This is a genomic window from Pseudomonas sp. 3MAES_34.3B, from assembly GCF_058145875.1.
Window position 1 is genome coordinate 5,127,501 of record NZ_CM176960.1, and the last position, 23,969, is coordinate 5,151,469.

Annotated in this window: 20 protein-coding genes and 1 pseudogene; 7 read left to right on the top strand and 14 right to left on the bottom strand. The window is 62.0% G+C overall.

Annotation, left to right across the window (positions count from 1 at the left end; translation table 11 throughout):
- Window positions 1-6: 6 nt before the first annotated feature.
- From hutG to hutC, 8 genes are all read right to left on the bottom strand, one after another.
- Window positions 7-825, bottom strand: a complete 819-nt coding sequence (hutG, locus tag AC3Z8Y_RS23040; protein ID WP_490087709.1) for an N-formylglutamate deformylase — start codon at window positions 823-825, stop codon at window positions 7-9.
- A complete protein-coding gene (gene hutI, locus AC3Z8Y_RS23045) occupies window positions 822-2,042 on the bottom strand; it encodes an imidazolonepropionase (protein ID WP_490087710.1) in 1,221 nt (406 codons plus the stop codon). Before hutI ends, hutG begins: the two co-directional genes overlap by 4 nt.
- Before the next feature lies 1 nt (window position 2,043).
- Entirely contained in the window at window positions 2,044-2,865 is an 822-nt protein-coding gene (locus tag AC3Z8Y_RS23050; RefSeq protein ID WP_490087711.1) for a quaternary amine ABC transporter ATP-binding protein, read from the bottom strand.
- The gene (locus AC3Z8Y_RS23055) at window positions 2,862-3,713 is read right to left on the bottom strand and encodes an ABC transporter permease (protein ID WP_490087712.1); all 852 of its coding nucleotides are present in this window, start codon (window positions 3,711-3,713) and stop codon (window positions 2,862-2,864) included. Before AC3Z8Y_RS23055 ends, AC3Z8Y_RS23050 begins: the two co-directional genes overlap by 4 nt.
- Window positions 3,714-3,771: 58 nt before the next feature.
- Complete coding sequence (locus AC3Z8Y_RS23060) at window positions 3,772-5,232, bottom strand: purine-cytosine permease family protein (RefSeq protein WP_490087713.1); 1,461 nt, start codon at window positions 5,230-5,232, stop codon at window positions 3,772-3,774.
- A 39-nt stretch (window positions 5,233-5,271) separates the two neighbouring features.
- A complete protein-coding gene (hutU, locus tag AC3Z8Y_RS23065) occupies window positions 5,272-6,939 on the bottom strand; it encodes a urocanate hydratase (RefSeq protein ID WP_490087714.1) in 1,668 nt (555 codons plus the stop codon).
- 200 nt (window positions 6,940-7,139) lie between these two features.
- Entirely contained in the window at window positions 7,140-7,697 is a 558-nt protein-coding gene (locus tag AC3Z8Y_RS23070; RefSeq protein ID WP_490087715.1) for a HutD/Ves family protein, read from the bottom strand.
- Window positions 7,694-8,437, bottom strand: coding sequence for a histidine utilization transcriptional repressor HutC (hutC, locus tag AC3Z8Y_RS23075; protein WP_490090074.1), 744 nt, complete (start codon window positions 8,435-8,437; stop codon window positions 7,694-7,696). The genes AC3Z8Y_RS23070 and hutC overlap by 4 nt, the downstream gene beginning before the upstream one ends.
- A 108-nt stretch (window positions 8,438-8,545) precedes the next feature.
- Here hutC and AC3Z8Y_RS23080 point away from each other — a divergent pair, with 108 nt between their 5' ends.
- A complete protein-coding gene (locus AC3Z8Y_RS23080; RefSeq protein WP_490087716.1) occupies window positions 8,546-9,910 on the top strand; it encodes a formimidoylglutamate deiminase in 1,365 nt (454 codons plus the stop codon).
- Between the two features lie 3 nt (window positions 9,911-9,913).
- Here the strand turns inward: AC3Z8Y_RS23080 and AC3Z8Y_RS23085 are convergent, their stop codons facing one another.
- Together AC3Z8Y_RS23085 and AC3Z8Y_RS23090 are read right to left on the bottom strand one after the other, a co-directional pair.
- Entirely contained in the window at window positions 9,914-10,495 is a 582-nt protein-coding gene (locus AC3Z8Y_RS23085; protein ID WP_490087717.1) for a lipocalin family protein, read from the bottom strand.
- A gap of 26 nt (window positions 10,496-10,521) precedes the next feature.
- Window positions 10,522-10,740: a hypothetical protein gene (locus tag AC3Z8Y_RS23090; RefSeq protein WP_490087718.1), complete on the bottom strand. Its 219-nt coding sequence runs from the start codon at window positions 10,738-10,740 to the stop codon at window positions 10,522-10,524.
- Window positions 10,741-10,973: 233 nt separating this feature from the next.
- On the opposite strand from AC3Z8Y_RS23090, the pseudogene AC3Z8Y_RS23095 reads away from it, so the two are divergent.
- Both AC3Z8Y_RS23095 and AC3Z8Y_RS23100 read left to right on the top strand, forming a co-directional pair.
- Window positions 10,974-11,999, top strand: a pseudogene (locus AC3Z8Y_RS23095) (HAMP domain-containing protein); the annotation flags it as partial.
- Between the two features lie 90 nt (window positions 12,000-12,089).
- Entirely contained in the window at window positions 12,090-12,854 is a 765-nt protein-coding gene (locus AC3Z8Y_RS23100; RefSeq protein ID WP_490090075.1) for a methyl-accepting chemotaxis protein, read from the top strand.
- Between the two features lie 42 nt (window positions 12,855-12,896).
- Here AC3Z8Y_RS23100 and AC3Z8Y_RS23105 read toward each other — a convergent pair whose 3' ends face one another.
- Window positions 12,897-13,904 carry a class 1 fructose-bisphosphatase gene (locus AC3Z8Y_RS23105; RefSeq protein ID WP_181110932.1) on the bottom strand — a complete coding sequence of 336 codons (1,008 nt, stop codon included), beginning with the start codon at window positions 13,902-13,904 and terminating at the stop codon, window positions 12,897-12,899.
- A 292-nt stretch (window positions 13,905-14,196) separates the two neighbouring features.
- Here AC3Z8Y_RS23105 and AC3Z8Y_RS23110 point away from each other — a divergent pair.
- Window positions 14,197-15,584, top strand: a protein-coding gene (locus AC3Z8Y_RS23110; protein WP_490086846.1) for an IS3 family transposase whose coding sequence is annotated in 2 segments (ribosomal slippage) — window positions 14,197-14,713 and window positions 14,713-15,584 — 1,389 coding nt in all. Because the reading frame shifts where the segments join, the coding sequence is not laid out codon by codon here.
- 132 nt (window positions 15,585-15,716) lie between these two features.
- Here AC3Z8Y_RS23110 and AC3Z8Y_RS23115 read toward each other — a convergent pair.
- Window positions 15,717-18,170 (bottom strand): glycogen/starch/alpha-glucan phosphorylase, encoded by a 2,454-nt coding sequence (locus tag AC3Z8Y_RS23115; RefSeq protein WP_490087719.1) that lies wholly within the window; start codon window positions 18,168-18,170, stop codon window positions 15,717-15,719.
- A gap of 172 nt (window positions 18,171-18,342) precedes the next feature.
- Between AC3Z8Y_RS23115 and AC3Z8Y_RS23120 the strand changes: the two genes are divergently transcribed.
- The 3 genes from AC3Z8Y_RS23120 (at window position 18,343) to AC3Z8Y_RS23130 (ending at window position 20,174) form a co-directional block, all read left to right on the top strand.
- Window positions 18,343-18,747, top strand: a complete 405-nt coding sequence (locus AC3Z8Y_RS23120) for a YkgJ family cysteine cluster protein (protein ID WP_225775958.1) — start codon at window positions 18,343-18,345, stop codon at window positions 18,745-18,747.
- 91 nt (window positions 18,748-18,838) lie between these two features.
- The gene (locus tag AC3Z8Y_RS23125; RefSeq protein WP_490087720.1) at window positions 18,839-19,288 is read left to right on the top strand and encodes an NfeD family protein; all 450 of its coding nucleotides are present in this window, start codon (window positions 18,839-18,841) and stop codon (window positions 19,286-19,288) included.
- Window positions 19,289-19,316: 28 nt separating this feature from the next.
- Window positions 19,317-20,174 (top strand): SPFH domain-containing protein, encoded by an 858-nt coding sequence (locus AC3Z8Y_RS23130; RefSeq protein ID WP_181110936.1) that lies wholly within the window; start codon window positions 19,317-19,319, stop codon window positions 20,172-20,174.
- 131 nt (window positions 20,175-20,305) lie between these two features.
- Here the strand turns inward: AC3Z8Y_RS23130 and typA are convergent, their stop codons facing one another.
- Window positions 20,306-22,114, bottom strand: coding sequence for a translational GTPase TypA (gene typA / locus AC3Z8Y_RS23135; RefSeq protein ID WP_181110937.1), 1,809 nt, complete (start codon window positions 22,112-22,114; stop codon window positions 20,306-20,308).
- Window positions 22,115-22,231: 117 nt separating this feature from the next.
- Entirely contained in the window at window positions 22,232-23,686 is a 1,455-nt protein-coding gene (gene thiI, locus AC3Z8Y_RS23140; RefSeq protein WP_490087721.1) for a tRNA uracil 4-sulfurtransferase ThiI, read from the bottom strand.
- Between the last annotated feature and the right edge of the window lie 283 nt (window positions 23,687-23,969).

The following is a 23,969-nucleotide window of genomic DNA, read 5'->3' on the forward strand; positions in this document are numbered from 1 at the left end:
CGCCGGCTATGCCGGCTCCCACGTGCGCGGGTAGGTTTCCCGCCCCCAGGCCAGCGCGGTTTCCAGCAGCCGGCGCAGCACAGCGCGGGTGGGCTCGGCCAGGTCAGGGCGGTAATCGAATGGCGGCTGCTCATTCATATAGGTCGCCTGGCCCAGTTCCAGCTGAACAGCGTGGATATTGTTCGCCGGCGCGCCATAGTGGCGGGTGATGTGACCGCCCTTGAAACGGCCATTGAGCACATGCGTATAGCCCGCTGCTTGAGCGCATACCTGCGCCAGCCGTTCGGCCAGCTCCGGGGCGCAGCTGGCATTGTTGAAGGTGCCAAGGTTGAAATCCGGCAGCTTGCCGTCGAACAGCCGGGGCACATGGGAGCAGATGGAATGGGCATCCCACAACAACGCATAGCCATGAACCTCCCGCAAGCGCGCCAGCTCCTGGGCGATCCGCTGGTGGTAAGGGCGCCACACCTCCTCCAGATAACGTGCGAGCTCTTCGGCAGAGGGCGCCCGGCCCGACTGGAACAACGGCGTGCCATCGAACAAGGTGTCGGGGTAAAGCCCAGTAGTAGCACCGGCATAGAGCGGCTTGTCGTCGTCCGGGCGGTTCAGGTCGATCACAAACCTGGAGTACTCGGCTACCAGCAGGCTGGCCCCTAGCTCACCGGCAAAATCGTACAGCCGCGGAATATGCCAGTCGGTATCGGGCAAGCTGCGTGCGGGCTCGACCAGGCCCTGCTCCACTGCTGGCGCAAGGCGCAGGCCGGCATGGGGCGCGCTGATCAGCAGCGGCACGCTGCCCTGTGTAAAGGTGTAGGTGTCGTTCATCTGCGTTCCTGCGTGAAGGTCAGTTCCGCGCCATGGCGGATGATGCGTTTATCCAGGTCCCCGCCCAGCCAATAGGCCAGGTCTGCCGGGCGCTCGATGTCCCAGGCCACGAAATCGGCAACCTTGCCAGGTTCCAGTGAGCCATGGCTGCCACCCAGGCCCAGCGCCCGCGCGGCGTGCAGGGTCACGCCGGCCAGCGCCTGCTCGGGCGTAAGGCGGAACAACGTGCAGGCCATGTTCATCATCAGGCGCAACGAAAGCGTGGGCGAGGTGCCGGGATTGCTGTCGGTGGAAATGGCGATAGCCACTCCGTGATCGTGCAATGCCTGCATCGGTGGCAATTGAGTTTCCCGAAGGAAGTAGAAAGCGCCGGGCAACAATACGGCCACTGTGCCTGCCGCAGCCATGGCCGCGGCATCCGTCTCGGTCATGAACTCCAGGTGGTCCGCTGACAGGGCCTGGTACCGCGCCGCCAGGCTCGAGCCTCCCAACGAGGACAGCTGTTCGGCATGCAGTTTCACCGGCAAGCCCAGCCGCGCGGCCGTCTGGAACACCTGCTCGACCTGCGCTGGGGAAAACGCCAGGTACTCGCAGAACGCATCCACGGCGTCCACCAGCCCCTCGCTGGCCAGCGCAGGCAGCAACTCATTACACACGTAGCCGATGTAGCCTTCGGCGTTGTCTTTGTATTCATCGGGCACCGCATGGGCGGCAAGGCAAGTGGCGCGTGTGGTGACGGGCAACTCAGCGCCCAGGCGGCGAATCACCCGCAGCATCTTGCGCTCGCTGGCCAGATCCAGGCCGTAGCCGGACTTGATCTCCACCGTGGTCACGCCTTCCCGTTGAAGGCAGGCCAGACGGCGGCGGGCACTGTCGAACAACGCTTCTTCGCTGGCCGCCCGGGTAGCCCGCACGGTGTTGGCGATCCCGCCACCGCTGGCCGCAATCTCGGCGTAGCTCACGCCCTGCAAGCGCTGCTCGAACTCACCGCTGCGATTGCCGCCGTAAACGAGGTGAGTATGGCAATCCACAAGGCCCGGCGTTACCCAGCGCCCTTGCAGGTCTACCAGCTGCGCCGCAGCCTCGCGCGGCGCATCGGCGTGGGGCCCGACCCACTGGATCAGCCCGCCATCGGTGAGGATGGCGGCATCTTCGATAATCGAGTAGCGGCCCTCGGCGAGGGTCGCTGCATGGCAGTTGTGCCAAAGGGTTGGCATATCAATCTCCAATCTCGCGCACGCGGCGCTGAACAAATCGGCTGACGTACTCGTCGGCGGGGTGCTGCAGAATGTGTTGCGGCGCGCCGACTTGAACCAACCGGCCATCGCGCAGGATGGCAATCCGGTCGCCCAGGCGCAGCGCTTCGTCCAGGTCATGGGTGATGAACACGATGGTTTTGCGCAGGCGCGCCTGCAGGTCCCGCAGTTGCTCCTGCAGGTCGCTGCGAATCAGCGGGTCCAGTGCGCTGAAGGCCTCGTCCAGCAGCAGGATGGGCGTATCGGTGGCTAGCGCCCTGGCCAGGCCTACGCGCTGGCGCATGCCGCCAGACAACTGCTCGGGCCAGTGTTCGGCGTAGCCGTCCAGCCCAACCTGGCCGATCCAGTGCCGCGCACGTTCACGGCTTTCGCCTGGCGAGTCGCCCCGTAAACGAAGCCCGTAGGCCACGTTGTCCAGCACGTTCTTGTGAGGCAGCAGGCCGAAGCTCTGGAACACCATGCTCACGTCGCGACGGCGGAATTCACGCAGGCGGCCGGGCCCATAGCCGAGCACGTTTTCCCCCTTGACGATCACCTCGCCACGGGAGGGATCGATCAATCGGTTCAGGTGCCGCACCAGCGTGGACTTGCCCGAGCCGGACAGGCCCATGATCACGAACACTTCGCCGGCCTCAATGCTCAGAGAGACGTCCGCCACACCTACCACGCAGCCGGTTTCGCTGAGAATTCGGCTTTTTTCCGCGCCTTGATCCAGCAATGTGAGGGCGCGCTCGGGATGTCGCCCGAACACCTTGGTCACGTGACGCAGCTCGATCGCGCTCATTTGCCAGCCCTCCGCCGGGGCTGCCCATACGCCTGGGTGATGCGGTCGATCACGATCGCCAGCGCGACGATGGCAAGGCCGGCTTCCAGGCCCTTGCCTACGTTCAGCGTCTGGATGCCTGCCAGCACATCTTCGCCAAGCCCGCGCGCCCCGATCATGGAAGCAATGACCACCATGGACAGCGCCATCATGGTGGTCTGGTTGATACCCGCCATGATGCTGGGCAACGCCAGCGGCAACTGTACCCCGATCAACTGCTGCCAAGGGCTGGCACCGAAAGCGTTGGCCGCTTCCATGATCTCCCGATCCACCTGCCGTATGCCCAGGTCGGTAAGGCGGATCACCGGCGCAATGGCGTACACCACCGTGGCGAAGATTGCCGGCACCTTGCCCAGGCCGAACAGCATCAGCACCGGGATCAGGTACACAAAGCTTGGCAGCGTTTGCATCACGTCGAGCAAGGGCAGCAATACCGCGCGCAAACGGCGTGAACGAGCGGCGAACATGCCCAGCGGCACCCCCATTAGAACAGCCAGAACAGTGGCAACCAGCACCAAGGCAAGGGTTTGCAGCAATTTGTCCCACAGCCCTACTGCGCCCACCAGAAACAGCAGCCCTGCCATCAGGGCGGCCACATACCAGCGGCGGCTCGCATGCCAGGCCAAGGCACCCACGATGATCAGCAGCACCCACCAGGGTGTGGCACGTAGCAGGCTTTCGAGCCCTACCAGCACGGCCAGCAAGGAATCGGATACCTGCCGAAGGGTGTCGCCATAACGGCCGACCAACTGGTCGACCCAGGCGTTCACCCCATCGGCGATGGAAAACGTAAGGCTGTCGGGGAACATAGGCAGTGCTCGTCATGGTGTTATCACCAGCCTAGGACACCCCACGTAGCGCAGCGGCTCAAACCGTATGGGCCTGGCTGAAACCTTGCCCCGTGCCAGGTTCGCTATCGGCCGGCAGCACCAGTTGCGCCGGCACCGGCCGCGGCCAGCGACGGGCCGCCCAGTAGTACACCAACGCCGGCAGTACCAGGCCGATGATCCAGGAAATATCGGTATCTCCCAGTGGCTCCACCAAAGGCCCGGTATAGAAGTGTGTGGAAATGAAAGGCATCTGGACCGCCACGCCAAGTACGTACACAGCGATGCCAACAATGTTCCACGCGCCATAGCGCCCAGCCGGATCGTTCAGCGCGGGCAGGTCATAACGTTCTTTGCTGATGCAGTAGTAGTCCACAAGGTTGATCGCGCTCCAGGGAGTAAAGAACGCCAGCAGGAAGAGAATGAAAGCCGAGAAGTCCTTGAGGAAGGAGTCCTTGCCCAGCAGCGCCAGGCTGGTGGAAATCACCACCATCGCCACGATGCATACGAGTCGGGTGGTTGCGCCGATTCGCCGCTGGCCGGACACGCCGGTGAAAATGGTCGCCATCGACATGAAGCTGCCGTAGGCATTGAGGATGGTGATGGTGAGCTTGCCAAACGCGATGCTGAAGTACAGCGCCGCAGCCACCGCACCGGTACCGCCCAGGCCCACGATGAAGGCAACCTCATGATGCGCGAAACCCTTGCCCGCCAACGCGGCGGCAAACACCCCGAACACCATGGCGGCTTGAGCGCCGATCACCGAACCCAGGCCCACCGCCCAGAACGTTCCGGCCATGGAAGTGGACCGCGGCAAGTAGCGTGAATAGTCCGCTACATAGGGGCCGAACGCGATCTGCCAGGAGGCCGACAACGACACCGCCAGCAAAAAGCTGCTCAGGGAAAAGTGTTTGTTGGCCAGCAGCGCCGAAATATCGTTGCCTGCCAGCAAGGCGTAGAACAGGTAAGCGAACGCCAGCACACCCAACACACTCGCCACCCGGCCCACCAGGTGAATCACCCGGTAGCCGAATACCGTGAACAACACGATGATCGCGGCGAACACGCAGATGCCTTGCCAGTCCGCCAAGCCCGCCAGTTGCGCCACGGCTTGCCCGGCCAGCACCGAACCGCTGGCCGAGAAGCCGATGTACATCAGGCACACCAGCACCAGCGGGATCACTGCCCCGTATACCCCGAACTGCACGCGGCTGGAGATCATCTGCGGCAACCCGAGGCGCGGGCCTTGGGCGGCATGCAACGCCATCACCGCGCCGCCGAGCAGTTGCCCCAGCAGCAAACCCACCAGCGACCAGAACACGTCACCCCCCAGCACCACCGCCAGCGCACCGGTCACGATCGCGGTGATCTGCAAGTTGGCACTCAGCCACAGGCTGAACTGGCTGCCCAGCCGGCCATGGCGCTCGGCGTCTGGTATGTAGTCGATGGAGCGCCGTTCGATCAACGGGGTGTGTGCAAGGTCTCGCGTATCTACCGGCATACCAGGTCTCCAAGCGTTGGGGGATGTTCCAGGGGTTGGTCAGTTGTGGTCGATCATCGGCAGGTTCAGGCCCTGTTCACGGGCGCATTCGATGGCAATCGGGTAGCCGGCGTCGGCATGGCGCATTACCCCGGTGGCCGGGTCGTTATGCAGCACGCGGGCGATGCGCTCGGCGGCTTCGTCGGTGCCGTCGCACACGATCACCATCCCCGAATGCTGCGAGAAGCCCATGCCTACGCCGCCGCCGTGGTGCAGCGATACCCAGGTGGCGCCGCTCGCGGTATTCAACAGGGCGTTGAGCAATGGCCAGTCGGAAACGGCGTCGGAGCCATCGCGCATGGCCTCGGTTTCCCGGTTGGGGCTGGCCACGGAGCCGGAGTCCAGGTGATCCCGGCCGATCACCACTGGGGCGGACAGCTCACCGCTGCGCACCATTTCGTTGAAGGCCAGGCCCAGCTTCGCTCGCTGCCCAAGGCCTACCCAGCAAATGCGCGCCGGCAAGCCTTGGAAGCTGATGCGCTCGCGGGCCATGTCCAGCCAGTTGTGCAGGTGGGCATCGTCCGGGATCAGCTCCTTCACCTTGGCGTCGGTCTTGTAGATGTCTTGCGGGTCGCCCGAGAGCGCAACCCAACGGAAGGGGCCTACGCCGCGGCAGAACAGCGGGCGGATATACGCCGGCACGAAGCCCGGGAAGTCGAAGGCATTTTCCACGCCCTCTTCCTTGGCCATCTGGCGAATGTTGTTGCCATAGTCGAACGTCGGAACGCCCATCTGCTGGAACGCCAGCATGGCGCGTACGTGCTCGGCCATGGACTGGCGCGCGGCTTTCACCACCACGGCAGGCTCTTGCTGGGCGCGGCTACGGTAGGTTTCCCATGTCCAGCCTTTAGGCAGGTAGCCGTTGAGCGGGTCGTGAGCGCTGGTCTGATCGGTGACCATGTCGGGGCGCACACCACGACGCACCAGCTCTGGCAGGATGTCCGCGGCATTGCCGCACAGCGCGATGGACACGGCACGGCCTTCGCTGGTGTAACGCTGGATGCGGGCCAGCGCGTCGTCCAGGTCGTGGGCCTGCTCGTCCACGTAGCGGGTTTTGAGGCGGAAGTCGATCCGGCTCTGCTGGCACTCGATGTTCAGGGAGCAGGCACCGGCCAGAGTAGCCGCCAGCGGTTGCGCGCCGCCCATGCCGCCAAGGCCGGCAGTGAGCACCCATTTACCGGTGAGGTTGCCGCCGTAGTGCTGGCGCCCAGCTTCCACGAAGGTTTCGTAGGTGCCCTGTACGATGCCTTGGCTGCCGATGTAGATCCAGCTGCCAGCGGTCATCTGGCCATACATGGCCAGGCCCTTGGCATCCAGTTCGTTGAAGTGCTCCCAATTCGCCCAGTGCGGCACCAGGTTGGAGTTTGCAATCAATACGCGCGGGGCGTTGGCGTGGGTCTTGAACACCCCGACCGGCTTGCCCGATTGCACCAGCAGCGTTTCGTCGGCTTCGAGGTTGGTCAGGCTTTCCACGATGCGGTCGTAGCACTCCCAGTTACGCGCGGCACGGCCAATGCCACCGTACACCACCAGTTCCTTGGGGTTCTCAGCCACTTCGGGGTCGAGGTTGTTCATCAGCATGCGCAGCGGGGCTTCGGTCAGCCAGCTCTTGGCGGTGAGTTGGGTGCCACGGGGCGCGCGGATGTTTACGTCACGGAAGGTGGTCATCGGGTGGTCCTCTGAATGAGTACGGTTGTTTCGTCCGCACACATATTTACTTGTATGTACAAGCATATGCAATCAGAAGGCCAAAGTTATTAAACGCCCGGTAGTAAAGGGTTTGATAATTTTCAGCAGAACGAAGACGCGCCGAAAGGGCGCAGCGCCAACGCTGCGCGCACCGCGAACGCACATAGACGCAGCGGTGATCAGCGAGCCGAGAGGGCGATCACGCAGCAGTGGCCCGTTACTTGGGCAGTAGGGGAAGGAGGCAGCACAAGCGTGTCGTGGCGCTGGAGAACAGTGGTGTTACCCGCCACCTCAACCTGGGCGCGTGGCCCGGCGGCGAAGACGATAAAGGTTTTATCCGATTCATTCAGCTGCAACGGTGCGTCGCTGCCCAACCATTGCAACCGGGCAGTGAAACGCGCAGGTGAATAGATCAGGTTGAAATCCCGGATAGGCCCATCGATGAGCTCGCAGCTCACCGCGCTGTCACCGGAAAACGCGAACGGCTCGTAAACGTGCAGCGGGCCGGAGCTTACGCCATCCACTTGCAGCCGCATGCCCTCGCCTTCCAGCACCGTGATGATCCGTTCGTAGCCGGCGAAGGTCGAGAACGGGCCGCCCTGCTCGATATCGGCGATGGACAGGCGCCAGCCGAAGCCGTCCAGGCCCTCGCCATGATTGCGGCAGATTTCCCGCGTGCTGCCGCCACCGTTCTTCCACCGCGTACGAACGTAGTCGCCAGCGCGCAGCAGCCTCATTTGGTGAAGCGCCCTTCGAGGCGATGGCGGGAGCCGGGATGGATCAAGCGTGCCGCAGTGACAGCCTCGCGCCCCGACCAGGTACGCCGGCGGATCAGCAGGCAGGGCTCGCTCGGGTCAATCTGCAGCAGCTGGCAGGCTTGCTCGTCGGCGAGGATAGCCTCCACCACGTGCTCGCCTTCGGTCAGCGGTGCTACGCGGTTGAGGTAGGCGTAGGGCGTTTCGCGGGTGAAGTCTTGCTGAAGGTAGTCCGGCGCCACCTGTGCATTCACGTAACGGTCTTCGATCTGCACCGGTACGTCGTTCTCGTAATGCACAATGATGGAATGAAATACCCGCTGCCCTTCGCGTACATCCAGCGACACGGCCCGGGTGGCGCCTGCAATCTCTTCCACCAGCTTTACCATTAGGCAGCGGTGGCGATGGCCGCGAGCGGCGATTTCGTCGGCAATATTATGCACTTCGAACAGTGCCGACTGGGTTTTGGGCTCTGCCACAAAGGTACCCACGCCCTGCATGCGCACCAGCAAGCCTTCGGCGGTGAGTTCACGCAACGCCCGGTTGATGGTCATGCGGCTGAAGCCGAGTTGGCTCACCAGTTCGCTTTCGGAAGGCACGCGATAATGGGGCGGCCAGGTGCCGTTCTGGATCTGTTGGGCGATCATCTGCTTGACCCGCGCGTAGAGGGGCGCGGGGCTTTCGCCCAGCTGGTCAGCCAAGGAAGAAACAACGGGCGGCATGGGCACGAGGGGCACCTGTAAAGGGTAAACGGGCATAGCTTGCCGGAGTTTACCCGGCACGCAAACAGCTGTATATGTATATACAACCAAAGCCCGGAGAGATTCCCCATGCCTGCCTATTTCGCCGATCGCGCCCTGCTCCCCGACGGTTGGGCACAGGCGGTACGCCTGGAAGTGAACGCCCTGGGCACGATCACGGCGGTGCAGGCCAATGCCTCGGCCGACGGCGCAGAGCGCCTCGCGGGTGCCCTGCTGCCGGGGATGCCGAACCTCCATTCTCATGCCTTCCAGCGGGCGATGGCCGGGCTGGCCGAGGTGGCCGGCAACCCGAACGACAGCTTCTGGACGTGGCGGGAATTGATGTACCGGCTGGTGGGAAAAATCAGCCCCGACGACCTGGAAACCATCGCTACGCAGCTGTACATCGAAATGCTCAAGGCCGGCTACACCTCGGTGGCCGAGTTCCATTACCTGCACCATAACCCTGATGGCACGGCTTACAGCGACCCGGCGGAGATGGCTCTGCGCATCAGCCGTGCCGCTGCCACTGCGGGTATCGGCCTTACCCTGCTGCCTGTGCTGTACAGCCACAGCGGCTTCGGTGGCCAGGCACCCGGCGCAGGCCAGCGCCGGTTTATCCACAGCACCGAAGCCTACCTTGCCTTGCAGCAACGGCTTGCCGTCGCATTGGCAGAGCAACCCGAGCAGCGGTTGGGTACCTGTTTCCACTCGTTGAGAGCCGTTACGCCGGAGCAGATCGAGCAGGTGCTTGCAACTGCCCCGGCTGCCGCGCCGGTGCACATTCACATCGCGGAACAGCAAAAGGAAGTGGACGATTGCCTGGCGTGGAGTGGTAGCCGGCCACTGCAATGGCTGTTCAACCATGTGGCTGTGGACTCGCGTTGGTGCCTGGTGCACGCCACCCATGCCAACCCCGATGAGGTTCAGCGCATGGCAGCGAGCGGCGCGGTCGCGGGGTTGTGCCTCACCACCGAAGCAAACCTGGGGGATGGCCTGTTCCCTGCGGTTGAATATTTTGCCGCAGGTGGCCGCTGGGGAATCGGCTCGGACAGCCACGTATCACTGAGTGTGGTGGAAGAGCTTCGTTGGCTGGAATATGGCCAGCGCCTGCGCGACCAACGCCGTAACCGCCTGCACGGCCCACGCTCGCCGCAAGTCGGCCAGGCGCTGTATCAGGGTGCGCTCGCTGGCGGCGCCCAGGCGTTGGGGCAGCCGGTTGGCAGGCTGGAGCCCGGCGCGCGCGCGGATTGGCTGCTGCTGGACCCGCAAGACCCTTACCTCGCTACTGCCACCGACGACGCCCTGCTCGGCCGCTGGCTGTTTGCCGGTGGCGACCGCCAGGTGCGTGACGTGATGGTGGGAGGAAAATGGCGAGTGCGCGCTGGCCAGCACTCGGGCGAGGCGCAAAGCCTGCCCGCGTTTACCCGAACGCTACGGGCAGTGCTGGCCTGAGGATCAGTCCGCCGCCCGCCAGATAAGCCTGGAGGTGTCGTAGCCCTGCTGGCGCGCGCGGGTCAGCAATTGCTGCTTCACCTCTTCGCTTACCGTTGGCGTGCGAGACAGCAGCCAAAGGAATTTACGGTCCGGCGTTCCCACGATCACGTGGGTATACGCATTATCGAGATCAACGATCCAGTAATCGCCCTTGGCCAGCCCTGGCGCCAGCTTCGAGAACCAGTTGTCGAACACTACCCATAGCTTGTCGGTCTCGCCCGGCACCTGTGGCGTAGCGGTGCCATGGGCCTCTTGCCAGCTGCCATCGGCGATCTTGCAGCGGTTGAGCACATCCACATTGCCGTCAGGCTTGAGGGCATAGTGCGCTTCGGATTGCACGCACTTGCGCTGGAAGAACATGGGCAGGCGGGCCAGCTCATACCAGGTACCCTGATAACGCTTGAGGTCGACCTTGCCAACGGTTTTTGGCGCAACGTCGCCAGTGCCCGCGTTACTGCAAGCGGCTAGCAGGCCGATGCCCACGCACAACGCTAATAGCCCGGCCGCGCGGGGCCAGAAAGTGCTTCGCCGAGGGGTAGCCATATTCAGTGCTCCTGATCTATAGAGGCTTAGTCTGCCAGCTCTGACGGTTCCAGCGCTTGTACCCTGCGCTCCAGCGCCAGGCGCAGCGGCGGGTCGATCACCCCGGCATCCGACAGCGCCGCCATATACCCCAGCGCCATGCCAGTCATCAGCACGGTCTCTGGCCCCTTGGCCGCGCGGGTAATGGCCGCGATACGCCGGTCAATGGCGCGCCCGATCTTCTCGGGCAAGTCCTGTTCAGTCATTACCGTGGGGTTCCTGATTACTCGATCGGGGTTGGACGGTTCGGCCATGGAGAGGTTCCGGGCACCAGGCGCATGTACACGTGTTGCAGGGCGCAGCGGCCAGCCATCGGGGCCCATCCGCCAAGTGGCTTATTTCCGCTGTGCGGGGCTGAGTTTGCACCCACTTACACCGTACAATCCGCGCCCGACCCCCCTCGCACCTGCTTCGAGCACTCTTCGCAATGAGCAATAACATGAAATTCAGCCACAAGATCCTGCTGGTTGCAGGGCTGATCGTGGCGCTGGCGTTTGCCTGCTTCACCCTGTTCAACGATTACCGTCAGCGGCAGACGTTGCGAGCGCAAACCGAAACATCCTTGGCACAGCTGGGGGCGCTTACCGCCAGCAACGTGCAAACGTGGCTCACCAGCCGCATGCAGCTGGTCGAATCCATGGCGCAACAAGTCTCGGTGGCTGACGGTAACCCGCAAAGCCTGCCAGCGATCGTTGGCCTGCCGGTATACCCGGCCAACTTCCAGCTCAGCTACTTCGGTGGGCGTGACGGCTTGATGTTCTCGGTGCCTGCCGGCAACCGTGCGGCTGATTACGACCCCCGCGCGCGAGGCTGGTACAAGGCTGCCGACAACGCCGGGCAAACCATCGTCACCGAGCCCTACATCGCGGCCTCCTCGGGCAAGCTGGTGGTAACGGTCGCCTCCCCTGTCCAGCGTGGCAGCGAGCGCCTCGGCGTGGCCGGTGCCGATATCGACCTGGGCCAGGTGAGCGACATCATCAACTCGCTGAATTTTGGTGGCCATGGCTTGGCATTCATCGTGAGCGGGCAAGGCAAGATATTGATTCACCCCAATGCCAGCCTTGCGCTCAAAACCTTGGCCGACGCTTATCCACAAGGCGCGCCTGCTATCAGCGGTGGCTTGAAAGAAGTGCAGGCGGACGGCGAAGAGCAATACATCACGTTCACCCGGCTCAAGGGCGTGCCTTCAGCGGACTGGTACATCGCAACGGTGCTGGACAAGTCCGCAGCGCTTGCCATGTTGGGTGAGTTCCGCGCCTCGGCCTTGGTAGCCATGGTTATCGCTGTGGTGGCCATCATTGCGTTGCTGGGCCTGCTGATCCGTGTGCTGATGGCCCCGCTGCATGTGATGAACCGTGCGCTGCAAGACATTGCGGCTGGCGAAGGCGACCTTACCCGCCGCCTGACCATCCATGGCCGGGATGAATTCGGCACCCTGGGCGAGTCGTTCAACCGCTTTGTCGAGCGTATCCATGAGTCCATCCGCGAAGTGGCATCGGCCACCGCACAGGTGAACCAGGTGGCACTGCGGGTGGTGGAAACTTCCAACGCTTCGATGCTCAACTCCGACCAGCAAGCCGGGCGCACCGGTAGCGTGGCTGCCGCCATCAACGAACTGGGCGCTGCCGCTCAGGAAATTGCCCACAACGCCGCCCTCGCCTCGCAGCATTCCAGCGAAGCCCGTGGCCTGGCGGATCAGGGCCAGCAGGTGGTGCACAAAACCATCGGCGCGCTTGGGCAGTTGTCGGCAAACATCAGCAATTCCTGCGGGAACATCGAAACCCTTAATGCCAATACCGTCAACATCGGGCAAATCCTCGAGGTGATCAGCGGCATTTCACAGCAAACCAACCTGCTGGCCTTGAACGCAGCCATCGAAGCCGCACGCGCCGGGGAAGCGGGCCGAGGCTTTGCGGTGGTGGCCGATGAAGTACGCAACCTGGCACATCGCACTCAGGAGTCCGCGCAGCAAGTGCAGGCCATCATCGAGGAACTGCAGCAAGGCGCACGGCAGGCTGTAGAGATCATGACCGAGAGCCAGCGGCAGAGCGAAGCGAGCGTAGAGGTGGCCAACCAGGCCGGGGATCGGCTGAACAGCGTTACCCAGCGCATCGGCGAGATCGACGGCATGAACCAGTCAGTCGCTACCGCTACCGAAGAGCAGACCGCGGTAGTGGAGGCCATCAACCGGGACATCACCGAGATCAACCTGTTGAACCAGGAAGGGGTAGAGAACCTGCAATCCACCCTGAACGCCTGCGGTGACCTTGAAAGCCAGGTCAGCCGCTTGAAGCAGCTGGTAGGCAGCTTCAGGATCTGACCTGCGATAGAACGCCCGCCCCGACCGGAGCGGGCGTATTGGTTACTGGTGGTAACCGGTCACGCGCTCGACTTCTTCCTTCGAGCCGAGGAACACCGCCACGCGCTGGTGCAAGCCTTCTGGCTGAATATCGAGAATGCGCTGGCGGCCATCGGTGGAGGCGCCACCCGCCTGCTCAATCAGGAAGGACATGGGGTTGGCTTCGTACATCAGGCGCAGCTTGCCTGGCTTGGAAGGCTCGCGATCATCGCGCGGGTACATGAACACGCCCCCACGGGTAAGGATACGGTGCACGTCCGCCACCATGGAGGCGATCCAGCGCATGTTGTAGTTCTTGCCCAGCGGGCCGTCCTGGCCGGTCAGCAACTCGTCCACGTAGCGTTTCACGGGCGCTTCCCAGTGGCGCTGGTTGGACATGTTGATGGCGAATTCGGCGGTGGTTTGCGGCACCTGGATGTCTTCATGGGTAAGCACGAAGCTGCCCAGTTCGCGATCCAGCGTAAAGCCGATCACGCCGTTGCCCAAGGTGAGCACCAGCATGGTTTGCGGGCCATAGATCGCGTAGCCAGCGGCGACCTGCTGGGTGCCTGGCTGCAGGAAGGCCTGTTCGTTCAGCGCGTCGTTCTGGCTCAGGTACTGATCCGGGCAACGCAGAACGGAGAAGATGGTGCCAACCGAGACGTTCACATCGATGTTTGAGGAGCCGTCGAGCGGGTCGAAGACCAGCAGGTAGGCGCCTTTAGGGTATTTGCCGGGGATCTGGTAGGCATTGTCCATTTCTTCGGACGCCATGCCGGCCAGGTGGCCACCCCATTCGTTGGCTTCAAGCAGGATTTCGTTGGACAGCACGTCCAGTTTCTTCTGAACTTCGCCCTGTACGTTTTCAGTACCCATGCTACCCAGCACCCCGCCAAGGGCGCCTTTCTGTACCTGATGGGCAATGGCCTTGCACGCGCGGGCGACGACCTCGATGAGGAAGCGCAGATCGGCAGGGGTGTTGTTGCTTCGCGTCTGCTCGATCAGGTAGCGACTCAGGGTAACGGGCGACATGGAAAAGCTCCGGTTCCGGGGAGGGGGATAAAACCCGCGCAGTTTACAGGGCGAAAGCAAACCAGGGCTATGTACGGAATATAACAACGTCCCGTGCATAGCCTGATACGCCACCGGCGCGACTGCCCTCAGACCCCGACCAACCGGCTGAGTTCATCGGACAGTAAGCCAGCCCTTGCCATCCGGCACTCTGAGGAAGCAACTGTCTTGAGCGGTTTCCTTAAGCCCTCATTCGCGAGCTTTGAGGCGCGCCCTAGAAGTTGGACATCCATCCAACCTCTGGGGTGTATTCATGAGCAAGTACAGTACGCAGTTCAAGCTTTCAGCGATCGGCGCCTTCCTCTCTGGGGCCTACGGTTTTCGCCGCGTTGGCGCCGACTTCGGCGTTGATCCCACGCTGCTGCGCCGCTGGATTGCGGCCTATAGGCAACATGGCGAACAGGGTGTCACGCCGCGTGCGCGCCAGTCGTACACCACCGAATTCAAGCTGATGGTACTGCAAACGAAGTGGCGCGATCACCTATCGCTTCGAGAGGTCGCGGCCCTGTTCAACCTCGGCTGTTCCAGCCAGGTGGGCAGATGGGAGCGTGAGTACTACAGTAGCGCCATCGAAGCCCCGCGCCCGGGGCCCCAGGAATTGCCTGTTGTCATGTCCAAGCCGAAATTTCCAAAACCCCAGACGCCCCTTCCATCCGAGTCGATCAAGGATGAAGACCTGACCCATGACCAGTTGCTGGCCAGGCTGTACCAGGCTCGGGTGGAGAACGCTTACCTAAAAAAGTTGAAGGCGTTAAGGGAGGAAAAGGAAAGGCAGGCGGCAGCCGGGAAGAAAAAGCCCGGATAGTCACCGCGCTGCGGTCGGACTTTGACCTTGATGCGCTGCTCAAGGCGGCCGGGCTGGCGCGCAGCACCTACTACTACCAACTCAAGGCGATTGCTGCCGGGGACATGAGCGCCCCGCTGAAAGCTGCGATCCAGAGCATTCAGGATCAGCACAAGGGCCGATACGGCTACCGCCGCGTGACCGCGACCCTGCGTCACGACGGGCAGCTGGTCAACAGCAAGAAAGTGCGTCGGCTGATGGGCGAGATGGGGCTTCAATGCAAGGTACGACCCAAGCGGTACAAGTCGTACAACGGCCTGATAGGGGTAGCCGCGCCCAACCTGCTGGCCCGGAATTTCAAGGCCGAGGCGCCGAATCAGAAGTGGGTGACCGACGTGACCGAGTTCAAGGTGGGCAGTGAAAAGCTGTACCTGTCGCCCGTGCTGGACTTGTACAACGGCGAGATCGTGGCCTATCAGCTCGCCGAACGCCCACAGTATGCGCTGGTGGGGCAAATGTTGGAGCAGGCTCTGAAGCGCTTGCCGGACGGTGCCACGCCGCTGCTGCACTCGGATCAGGGCTGGCACTACCGCTATCAGGAGTACCGCGACCGGCTACAGGCAGCGGGTCTGGAACAGAGCATGTCGCGCAAAGGTAACTGCTTGGACAACGCGGCCATGGAAAGTTTTTTCGGCACGCTCAAGACGGAGTTCTTCTACCGGGAGCGCTTTACCAGCATCGATCAGCTATGGACGGCGATTGAGGAATACATTCACTATTACAATCATTACCGCATCAAGATGAAGCTCGACGGCCTGAGCCCTGTGGCGTACAGGACCCAGGCCGCAGCAGCCTGATTTACTCGTCCAACTTTATGGGCGCATGCCAAAGCTCGCGAATATTTTTTGCCCCTTCGCGAGCTTTCGCCGGATGGCCGACCCCGCCGGCTCCCACGGAGGTACGCTTCAAGACCGGGCAGAACCCGGGAATTACAACGCTTTCCAGATCTCCTTGGCGTACTCGCGGATCGTACGGTCCGAGGAGAACCAACCCATCCGCGCGGTGTTGAGGATTGCCGAGCGCCACCACTGTTTCGGGTGCCGCCACAACTCTTCCACTTTCATTTGCGCCGCCCAATAGGATTCGAAGTCCGCGCATACCAGGAAGTTGTCGTAGCTGAGCAGGCTGTCCACCAGGCCCACATAGCGTGACGGATCATCCGGGGAGAACACGCCGCCGCGGATCGCCTGCAGTACGTCGTTGAGCCGGTGCGAATTGGCCACTTCCTGGTGAGCGCTGTGGTCGCCGCTGTGCTTGCGGGCTTCCACTTCGTCCGCCTTCAGACCAAAGATGAACATGTGCTCTGCGCCTACGTGGTCGCACATCTCCACGTTCGCCCCGTCCAGGGTGCCGATGGTCAGTGCCCCGTTGAGCCCGAACTTCATGTTGCTGGTACCGGAAGCTTCATACCCCGCGGTAGAAATCTGCTCGGAGAGGTCCGCCGCCGGGATGATGCTTTCGGCCAGGCTCACGTTGTAGTTGGGCAGGAACGCTACCTTCAACAGGCCACGTACCGTGGGGTCGTTGTTGATGGTACGGGCAATGTCGTTGGCGAGCTTGATGATCAACTTGGCCTGGTGATAACTGGCTGCGGCCTTGCCGGCAAAGATCTTCACGCGTGGCACCCAGGGTTTTTCCGGGGTTGCGCGAATGGCTTGGTACAGCGCAACGGTATGCAGCAGGTTGAGCAACTGCCGCTTGTACTCGTGGATACGCTTGACCTGCACGTCGAACAGCGCTTTGGGGTCTACCGCCACGCCCAGGCGGTCCTGGATGATCCGCGCCAGCGCCTCCTTGCTGTGCAGCCGCTGTTCGGCGAAGCGGCGCTGGAACAGCGCATCGTCAGCGAAGGGCTCCAGCCCCTTGAGGTTGCCCTCGGGGTCATCCAGTACGGCTTCGGTCAGCTTGTCCACCAGCATCGACGTCAGCTTGGGGTTGCTCTGGTACAACCAGCGGCGGAAGGTAATGCCGTTGGTCTTGTTGTTGATGCGCTCCGGGTACAGCTTGTTGAGATCGGAAAACACTGTGCTGCGCATCAGGTCGGTATGCAGCGCCGACACGCCATTCACGCTATGCGAACCCAGGAATGCCAGGTTGCCCATGCGCACGCGGCGGCCGTGTTCTTCCTCGATGAGCGATACCGTGCGCAGCAGGTTCACATCGTCGGTGCCCTTGGCGCGCAGGCCGTCGATGTGCTGGGCATTGATCAGGTAAATGATCTGCATGTGCCGTGGCAGCATCCGCTCCATCAGGCCCACAGGCCAGGTTTCGAGCGCTTCTGGCAGCAAGGTGTGGTTGGTATAGGACAGGGTATCGACCGTGACTTTCCAGGCTTCGTCCCAGCTCAGCTGATGGATGTCCACCAGCAACCGCATCAGTTCGGCCACCGCGATCGACGGGTGAGTGTCGTTCATCTGGATGGAGGCATGCTCGCCCAGCGAATTCACCGTGCCGTGCATGTTCACATGGCGGCGCATCAGGTCCTGCAGCGAGGCAGACACGAAGAAGTATTCCTGACGCAGCCGAAGCTCTTGCCCCGCCTCGGTACTATCAGCGGGGTACAGCACGCGGGAAATACTCTCGGCGCGGGCTACGTCCGCAACGGCACCGAGGTGGTCGCCGGCGTTGAAACGCTCCAGGTGGAGTTCTTCCATGGCGCGCGCGCGCCACAGCCGCAAGGTGTTCACGCTCGCACCTTTCCAGCCCACCACCGGGGTGTCGTAAGCCACCGCCCGTACGGTTTCGCCCGGGCGCCATACCTGCCGCGCGCTACCGTCGCTTTCTATCGTTGCCTCTACATGGCCGCCAAAGCTGATCGGGTAAATCACTTCGGGCCGCTCGAACTCCCAGGGGTTGCCGAAATCCAGCCAGTTCTCGGTCTGCTCCTGTTGCCAGCCGTCGATGATTGCCTGGCGGAACAGCCCGTGCTCGTAGCGAATGCCATAGCCGTGCGCGGCCACGCCCAGGGTAGACATACTCTCCATGAAGCAGGCTGCCAGGCGCCCGAGGCCGCCGTTGCCCAAGGCAGCGTCAGGCTCGAGCAAGCGGATCTTGTCGAGGTCCACACCCAAGCCGTCCAATGCCTCACGCGCCACGTCCAGGATGCCCATGTTGCTCAAGCTGTCGACCAGCAAACGGCCGATCAAAAACTCGAGTGAGAGGTAATACACGCGCTTCTGCTGGCTGCGATAAATCTGACGGGTGTGGTCCATCCAGTGATCGACCATATGGTCCCGGGCGGCAAGCGCAATAGCCTCGAACCAGTCGTGATCGAATGCATGTTCCGGGTCCTTGCCAACCGCGTAGGTCAGTTTGGCGAGTACAGCGGCACGAAATTCGTCCACATCGACTTTGACTTTTCGGGTAAGCGGTTCCTGAGACATTTGAAGCCCTCAATGCGTAAAAAAACCTTCGCTGGTGCAATCAGCCTAGACCGTTCGACAGGGGGTGGTAGGCCGGGTTCGAGAAAACTCTTGGCAGAAATGGCATGAACAGCGATTGAACCTATGGCCAGTGCAGGTATCATCGCGCGCCCGATCCTGCAGATACGCCACCATGAAACCCGCCCTGATTGCCGCCGCCGAGCTCGACCGCCTCGAAACCTGGCAGAAGTACGCCAGCCACATGTGTGGCGGCTGCATGTCGACCTGCTGCACCCTCCCAGTGGAAGTACGTATCAAGGACCTGATCCGTATTGGCGTGGTGGATGAGTTCGAGAAAGACGAGCCCCCGAAGAACGTCGCCAAGCGGCTGCAAAAGGAAGGCATCGTTGACCGCTTCAATCAGAAAAGCGGCATCTTCACCCTGGCGCGAATGAGCAACGACGATTGCCTGTACCTGGATCGCAAAAGCCGCCTGTGCACCATCTACGAAAAGCGCCCCGATACCTGCCGCAACCACCCGAAGATCGGTCCCCGCCCGGGCTATTGCGCCTACAAACCCAAGCCGCTCGCACGCTGAGAAACATCCCGAATAAATCCACCCAACGCAGCGCTTCCTAAACGGTGGTGCAGGCGTCACCATTTCGCCCTGTTCACACAGGCAGAATGTTATGGATATCCAATGGTGGTATTGGGCGGTTGCCGGCGTGGCCCTGGTGTTGCTGGAGCTGGTGGTCACGTCGTTCTTCGTTGTCTGGTTCGGTCTGGGCGCGCTGCTGGTTGCGTTCGTACTCTGGCTGGCCCCGGCCACCGGCGTCGGGGTGCAGATACTGGTGTGGAGCGCCGCCTCGGTGGGGCTGGCGCTGCTCTGGTTCAAGGTATTTCGGGCCGGGGTTCAGCGGGGGCCGCAATGGTCCGCCGAAGACGCGCTGGGTGAAGTAGGCCTGGTCACCCTTTCCGTCACTCCCTTTCAACGCGGCAAGGTCCGCTTTCAAAAGCCGTTGATGGGTGCCGAGGAATGGCCATGTGTCGCCGACACCGAGATCCTCGCCGGGGAACGTGTGCGCGTACTCGCCGTGGAAGGCAACCTCGTGCGCGTGGGCCCGAACAACGCTGGTTGAACGTTTTTATTTCGAGCAAGGAGGTTCCATGAACGCCGCATTCATCATTCCCTTCATTCTTCTCGTGTTCATTGTGGTCACCATCGCCAAGGGTGTGCGCCTGGTGCCTCAGGGGCAGGAGTGGATCGTCGAGCGCCTGGGCCGCTACCGCGTTACCCTCAAGCCCGGCCTGAACTTCCTTATCCCGTATATGGATACGGTCAGCTACAAGATGAGCACGAAGGACCTGATCCTCGACATCCAGCAGCAAGAGGTCATCACCCGGGACAATGCCGTGCTGCTCGCCAATGCACTGTGCTTTGCCAAAATCACCGACCCTACCAAGGCCGCTTATGGCATCGAGGACTACGACCAGGCCGTACGCAGCCTTACCATGACCAGCCTGCGCTCAATCATCGGTGGGATGGACCTGGATGAAGCCCTGTCGTCCAGGGACAAGATCAAGGCATTGCTGCGCGAAGCCATGTCCGAGCAAACCATCGACTGGGGTATCACTATTCGCTCGGTGGAAATCCAGGACATCAAGCCGTCCGAGTCGATGCAGCGCGCGATGGAGCTGCAAGCCGCGGCCGAACGGGAGCGCAAGGCGACCGTCACCCGCGCTGAGGGCGCGAAGACAGCAGCAATTCTGGAAGCGGAGGCCCGCCTGGAATCGGCCAAGCGCGACGGTGACGCCCAAGTCACCCTGGCCAACGCCTCGGCCCAGGCCATCGAACGGGTGAAAGCCGCCATCGGCAGCGATACCGGCCCGATGATTTACCTGCTGGGCGAGAAGTACATCAGTGCCATGGAAAAACTGGCGACCAGCAACAATGCCAAAACGATTGTGCTGCCGGCCGATATTCAGGACACCATCGGTGGGTTGATGGGGCGGGTGAAGCGCTAGCGAACAGGATCGTCCCGAATACGCGGTGCCTGCTTCGCGAGCTCCGCCTTCGGCACGCCGCGCTCCCACAATGGTCAGGCGCAGCCCATAAAAAAGCCCGGCATTCGCCGGGCTTTTTCATTGCAAGGAACTTACTTCGAGGCGCGCTTGCGCTCGTTCTCGTTCAGTACTTTCTTGCGCAGGCGGATCGACTTCGGCGTTACTTCAACCAGCTCATCGTCAGCGATGAATTCCAGAGCCTGTTCAAGGGTGAACTTGATTGGCGGAACCAGGGCGATGGTCTCGTCCTTGCCCGAAGCGCGCATGTTGTCGAGCTTCTTGCCCTTGGTGGGGTTGATCACCAGGTCGTTGTCACGGCTGTTGATGCCCGCCAGTTGGCCTTCGTAGATTTCCTGGCCAGGCTCGAGGAACAGCTTGCCGCGGTCCTGCAGGGTTTCCAGCGAGTAGGTCAGCGCCTTGCCGGTAGCCATGGAAACCAGTACGCCGTTCTGGCGGTTGGTAACATCGCCGGCCTTGATCGGGCCGTAGTGGCTGAAGGTACCGGTGAGGATACCGCTGCCGGAGGTCATGGTCAGGAAGCTGTTGCGGAAGCCGATCAGGCCACGCGCCGGGATGGTGTATTCCAGGCGGATGCGCCCTTTACCGTCCGGCACCATGTTGCTCAGGTCGCCCTTGCGCAGGCCCATCTGTTCCATCACAGCACCCTGGTGCTGTTCTTCGATGTCGATGGTCACGCTTTCGTAGGGTTCCTGCTTCTCGCCATCCACTTCCTTGATAACCACTTCAGGGCGGGAGATAGCCAGTTCGAAGCCTTCGCGGCGCATGGTTTCGATCAGTACCGAGAGGTGCAGCTCACCACGGCCGGAGACCTTGAACTTGTCGGCGCTGTCGGTTTCTTCAACACGCAGGGCAACGTTGTGCAGCAGTTCTTTTTCCAGACGCTCCTTGATGTTGCGGCTGGTGACGAACTTGCCTTCCTTGCCGCAGAACGGCGAGTCGTTGACCTGGAAGGTCATGCTCACGGTCGGCTCGTCCACGCTCAAAGGCTTCATGGCCTCGACGTTCTGTGGATCGCACAGGGTGTCGGAGATGAACAGCTGGTCCATGCCGCTGATGCACACGATGTCGCCCGCTTCAGCGGTATCCACGTCAACGCGATGCAGGCCATGGTGGCCCATCAGCTTGAGGATACGGCCGTTGCGCTTCTTGCCTTCGGCGTCGATGGCGACTACCGGGCTGTTGGCCTTGACGCGGCCGCGAGCGATGCGGCCGATGCCGATCACACCCAGGAAGCTGTTGTAGTCCAGTGCAGAGATCTGCATCTGGAACGGGCCTTCGAGGTCGACCTTAGGGGCCGGCACGTGTTTCACGATGGCCTCGAACAGCGGGTCCATGTTGTCGGACATGTCGTTGTAGTCCAGACCAGCGATACCGTTCAGGGCACTGGCGTAGACGATCGGGAAGTCCAGTTGCTCTTCGGTGGCACCCAGGTTGTCGAACAGGTCGAACATCAGGCTGGCGACTTTGTCCGGATCTGCACCCGGGCGGTCGACCTTGTTGATGACCACGATCGGACGCAGGCCAGCGGCGAACGCCTTCTGGGTCACGAAACGGGTTTGTGGCATCGGGCCGTCCTGGGCATCGACCAGCAGCAGCACCGAGTCCACCATGGACATCACGCGCTCGACCTCACCGCCGAAGTCGGCGTGGCCGGGGGTGTCCACGATGTTGATGTCGTAGTCGTTCCACTTGACGGCAGTGTTCTTGGCCAGAATGGTAATGCCGCGCTCTTTTTCCTGGTCGTTGCTGTCCATCACGCGCTCGTCGTTCAGCTCCTTGCGGTCCAGGGTGCCGGACAGCTTCAAGAGCTTGTCGACCAGGGTGGTTTTACCATGGTCAACGTGGGCGATGATGGCGATGTTACGAAGCTTATCTCTCACAGGGTATATCTCGATGATGAATACGGTGGGGCCGGCTCAAGGCAGCGGCCGATCAAAACGCGCAATCACTGCGCGCGGTCGGGTGGGCGGTGGCGGCTCCAGCCGCCGAGGCCCCTCCTAGGCCGGGCGATAAACGCGCACATTGGCGTGCCCCTCGCTGAGCAGGTGATGAGCATGCAGCCTGCTCATGACACCTTTGTCGCAATACAACAGGTATTGCCGGGCGGGATCGAGATCCTTGAACCGGCTGTTCAACGCATAGAAAGGCAACGTACGAACTTCGACCCCTTCCAGGGCCAATGGGTCGTCTTCCTGGGCATCGGGGTGACGAATGTCGAGCACGACGTGACTGGCCAGGGCTTCGGCGACTTCTTCGATCTCCACCTGCTTGCCCAGCTCGTCGATCACGTTGTCGATCGAGACAAGGCGCGCACGCTCGAGGGCGCTTTCCAGCACGGCCATGTCGAAGCGTTGCTCTTCGCGCTCGATGCGATAACCGCGCGCGCTGGTAGTCGGGTTCACCGAGATCACGCCGCAATATTCAGGCATGTGCTTGGCGAAATCGGCGGTGCCGATCTCGACCGCGGTGTCGATGATGTCCTGCTTGTGAGTAGCAAGCAACGGCCGCAGGACAAGCGTAGGAGTAACCGAGTCGATCACTGCCAGGTTGGTCAGTGTTTGGCTGGACACCTGGGAAATCGCCTCGCCGGTGACCAGCGCGTCGATTTCGAGGCGCTCGGCCATGCGGCTGGCAGCGCGGAGCATCATCCGCTTGAGGATAACGCCCATCTGGCTGTCGTCCACCTTGGCGAGGATTTCGCCAACCACCTCTTCGAAGGGCACGCTGATGAACAGCACCCGATGAGAGCTGCCGTACTTCTTCCACAGGTAATGCGCGACTTCCATCACGCCCAGCTCGTGGGCACGGCCGCCGAGGTTGAAGAAGCAGAAGTGGGTCATCAGCCCGCGGCGCATCATTTGATAGGCCGCCACGGTGGAATCGAACCCGCCGGACATCAACACGAGGGTTTGCTCCAGCGCGCCCAATGGATAGCCGCCGATGCCCTTGTGCTGGTTGTGAATCACGAACAGGCGCTTGTCGCGGATTTCCATCCGCACCACAACCTCGGGGTGCTTGAGGTCGATACCGGCCGCGCCGCATTGCTGGCGCAGCTGGCTGCCAACGTAGCGGTCGACGTCCATAGAAGTGAAATCGTGCCGCCCCCCGCGCTTGCAGCGCACGGAGAAACGCTTGCCGGGCAGCAGGTGGCCGAAGTGGGCCTTGCACTTGGCCACGATGTCGTCAAAGTCACCCAGGGGGTATTCATCCACTTGCAGGAAGTGGGTAATGCCCGGTGTGCAGCTCAGGCGCTCGATCAGCTCCTTAAGCACCTTGGCGTCGGTGACTTTCGTTTGAACCTCGAGGTTATCCCACACGCCCGTTACCGCAATACCGGGGTCCAGGTCACGCACCACCGCGCGGATATTCTTCGCCAGCTGGCGGATGAACTGCTTTCGCACCGGCCGGCTTTTGATGGTGATCTCGGGGAAGACTTTAACGATCAATTTCATGAACAGCGCGCGCAATGGCCCAGCTGAAAAAAGGGGCAGCATTATATCGGAAATTGTTCAAGGTTTGACCAACTATCTGTCGAAAGCTCGGAAAGCACCATTTTGGGACGCTACAAACGAGCGCCGCCCCGTTAAGGTGCGGGCCTTTTTCGTACGCCGTCTGTAAGTCCCGCAAAAGCGGGCTTTTTTCGAGCCATGCCCATCTCGGGGCACTGGCATGCAAATTGCTCCCTTGTGAGGCAGGTTGCCTTGGCCGAGTATGCGGCGGCAGCACTGAATCCAG

Coding starts and splice junctions, on each gene's coding strand:
- AC3Z8Y_RS23070 (WP_490087715.1), bottom strand. CDS start 7,697: ATGAGGCTGCTGCGCGCTGGCGACTACGTTCGTACGCGGTGGAAGAAC.
- hutI (WP_490087710.1), bottom strand. CDS start 2,042: ATGCCAACCCTTTGGCACAACTGCCATGCAGCGACCCTCGCCGAGGGC.
- AC3Z8Y_RS23060 (WP_490087713.1), bottom strand. CDS start 5,232: ATGCCGGTAGATACGCGAGACCTTGCACACACCCCGTTGATCGAACGG.
- thiI (WP_490087721.1), bottom strand. CDS start 23,686: ATGAAATTGATCGTTAAAGTCTTCCCCGAGATCACCATCAAAAGCCGG.
- hutU (WP_490087714.1), bottom strand. CDS start 6,939: ATGACCACCTTCCGTGACGTAAACATCCGCGCGCCCCGTGGCACCCAA.
- AC3Z8Y_RS23055 (WP_490087712.1), bottom strand. CDS start 3,713: ATGTTCCCCGACAGCCTTACGTTTTCCATCGCCGATGGGGTGAACGCC.
- AC3Z8Y_RS23105 (WP_181110932.1), bottom strand. CDS start 13,904: ATGTCGCCCGTTACCCTGAGTCGCTACCTGATCGAGCAGACGCGAAGC.
- AC3Z8Y_RS23085 (WP_490087717.1), bottom strand. CDS start 10,495: ATGGCTACCCCTCGGCGAAGCACTTTCTGGCCCCGCGCGGCCGGGCTA.
- AC3Z8Y_RS23080 (WP_490087716.1), top strand. CDS start 8,546: ATGCCTGCCTATTTCGCCGATCGCGCCCTGCTCCCCGACGGTTGGGCA.
- AC3Z8Y_RS23100 (WP_490090075.1), top strand. CDS start 12,090: ATGCTCAACTCCGACCAGCAAGCCGGGCGCACCGGTAGCGTGGCTGCC.
- hutG (WP_490087709.1), bottom strand. CDS start 825: ATGAACGACACCTACACCTTTACACAGGGCAGCGTGCCGCTGCTGATC.
- AC3Z8Y_RS23090 (WP_490087718.1), bottom strand. CDS start 10,740: ATGACTGAACAGGACTTGCCCGAGAAGATCGGGCGCGCCATTGACCGG.
- AC3Z8Y_RS23115 (WP_490087719.1), bottom strand. CDS start 18,170: ATGTCTCAGGAACCGCTTACCCGAAAAGTCAAAGTCGATGTGGACGAA.
- AC3Z8Y_RS23125 (WP_490087720.1), top strand. CDS start 18,839: ATGGATATCCAATGGTGGTATTGGGCGGTTGCCGGCGTGGCCCTGGTG.
- AC3Z8Y_RS23130 (WP_181110936.1), top strand. CDS start 19,317: ATGAACGCCGCATTCATCATTCCCTTCATTCTTCTCGTGTTCATTGTG.
- AC3Z8Y_RS23120 (WP_225775958.1), top strand. CDS start 18,343: ATGAAACCCGCCCTGATTGCCGCCGCCGAGCTCGACCGCCTCGAAACC.
- AC3Z8Y_RS23050 (WP_490087711.1), bottom strand. CDS start 2,865: ATGAGCGCGATCGAGCTGCGTCACGTGACCAAGGTGTTCGGGCGACAT.
- hutC (WP_490090074.1), bottom strand. CDS start 8,437: ATGCCGCCCGTTGTTTCTTCCTTGGCTGACCAGCTGGGCGAAAGCCCC.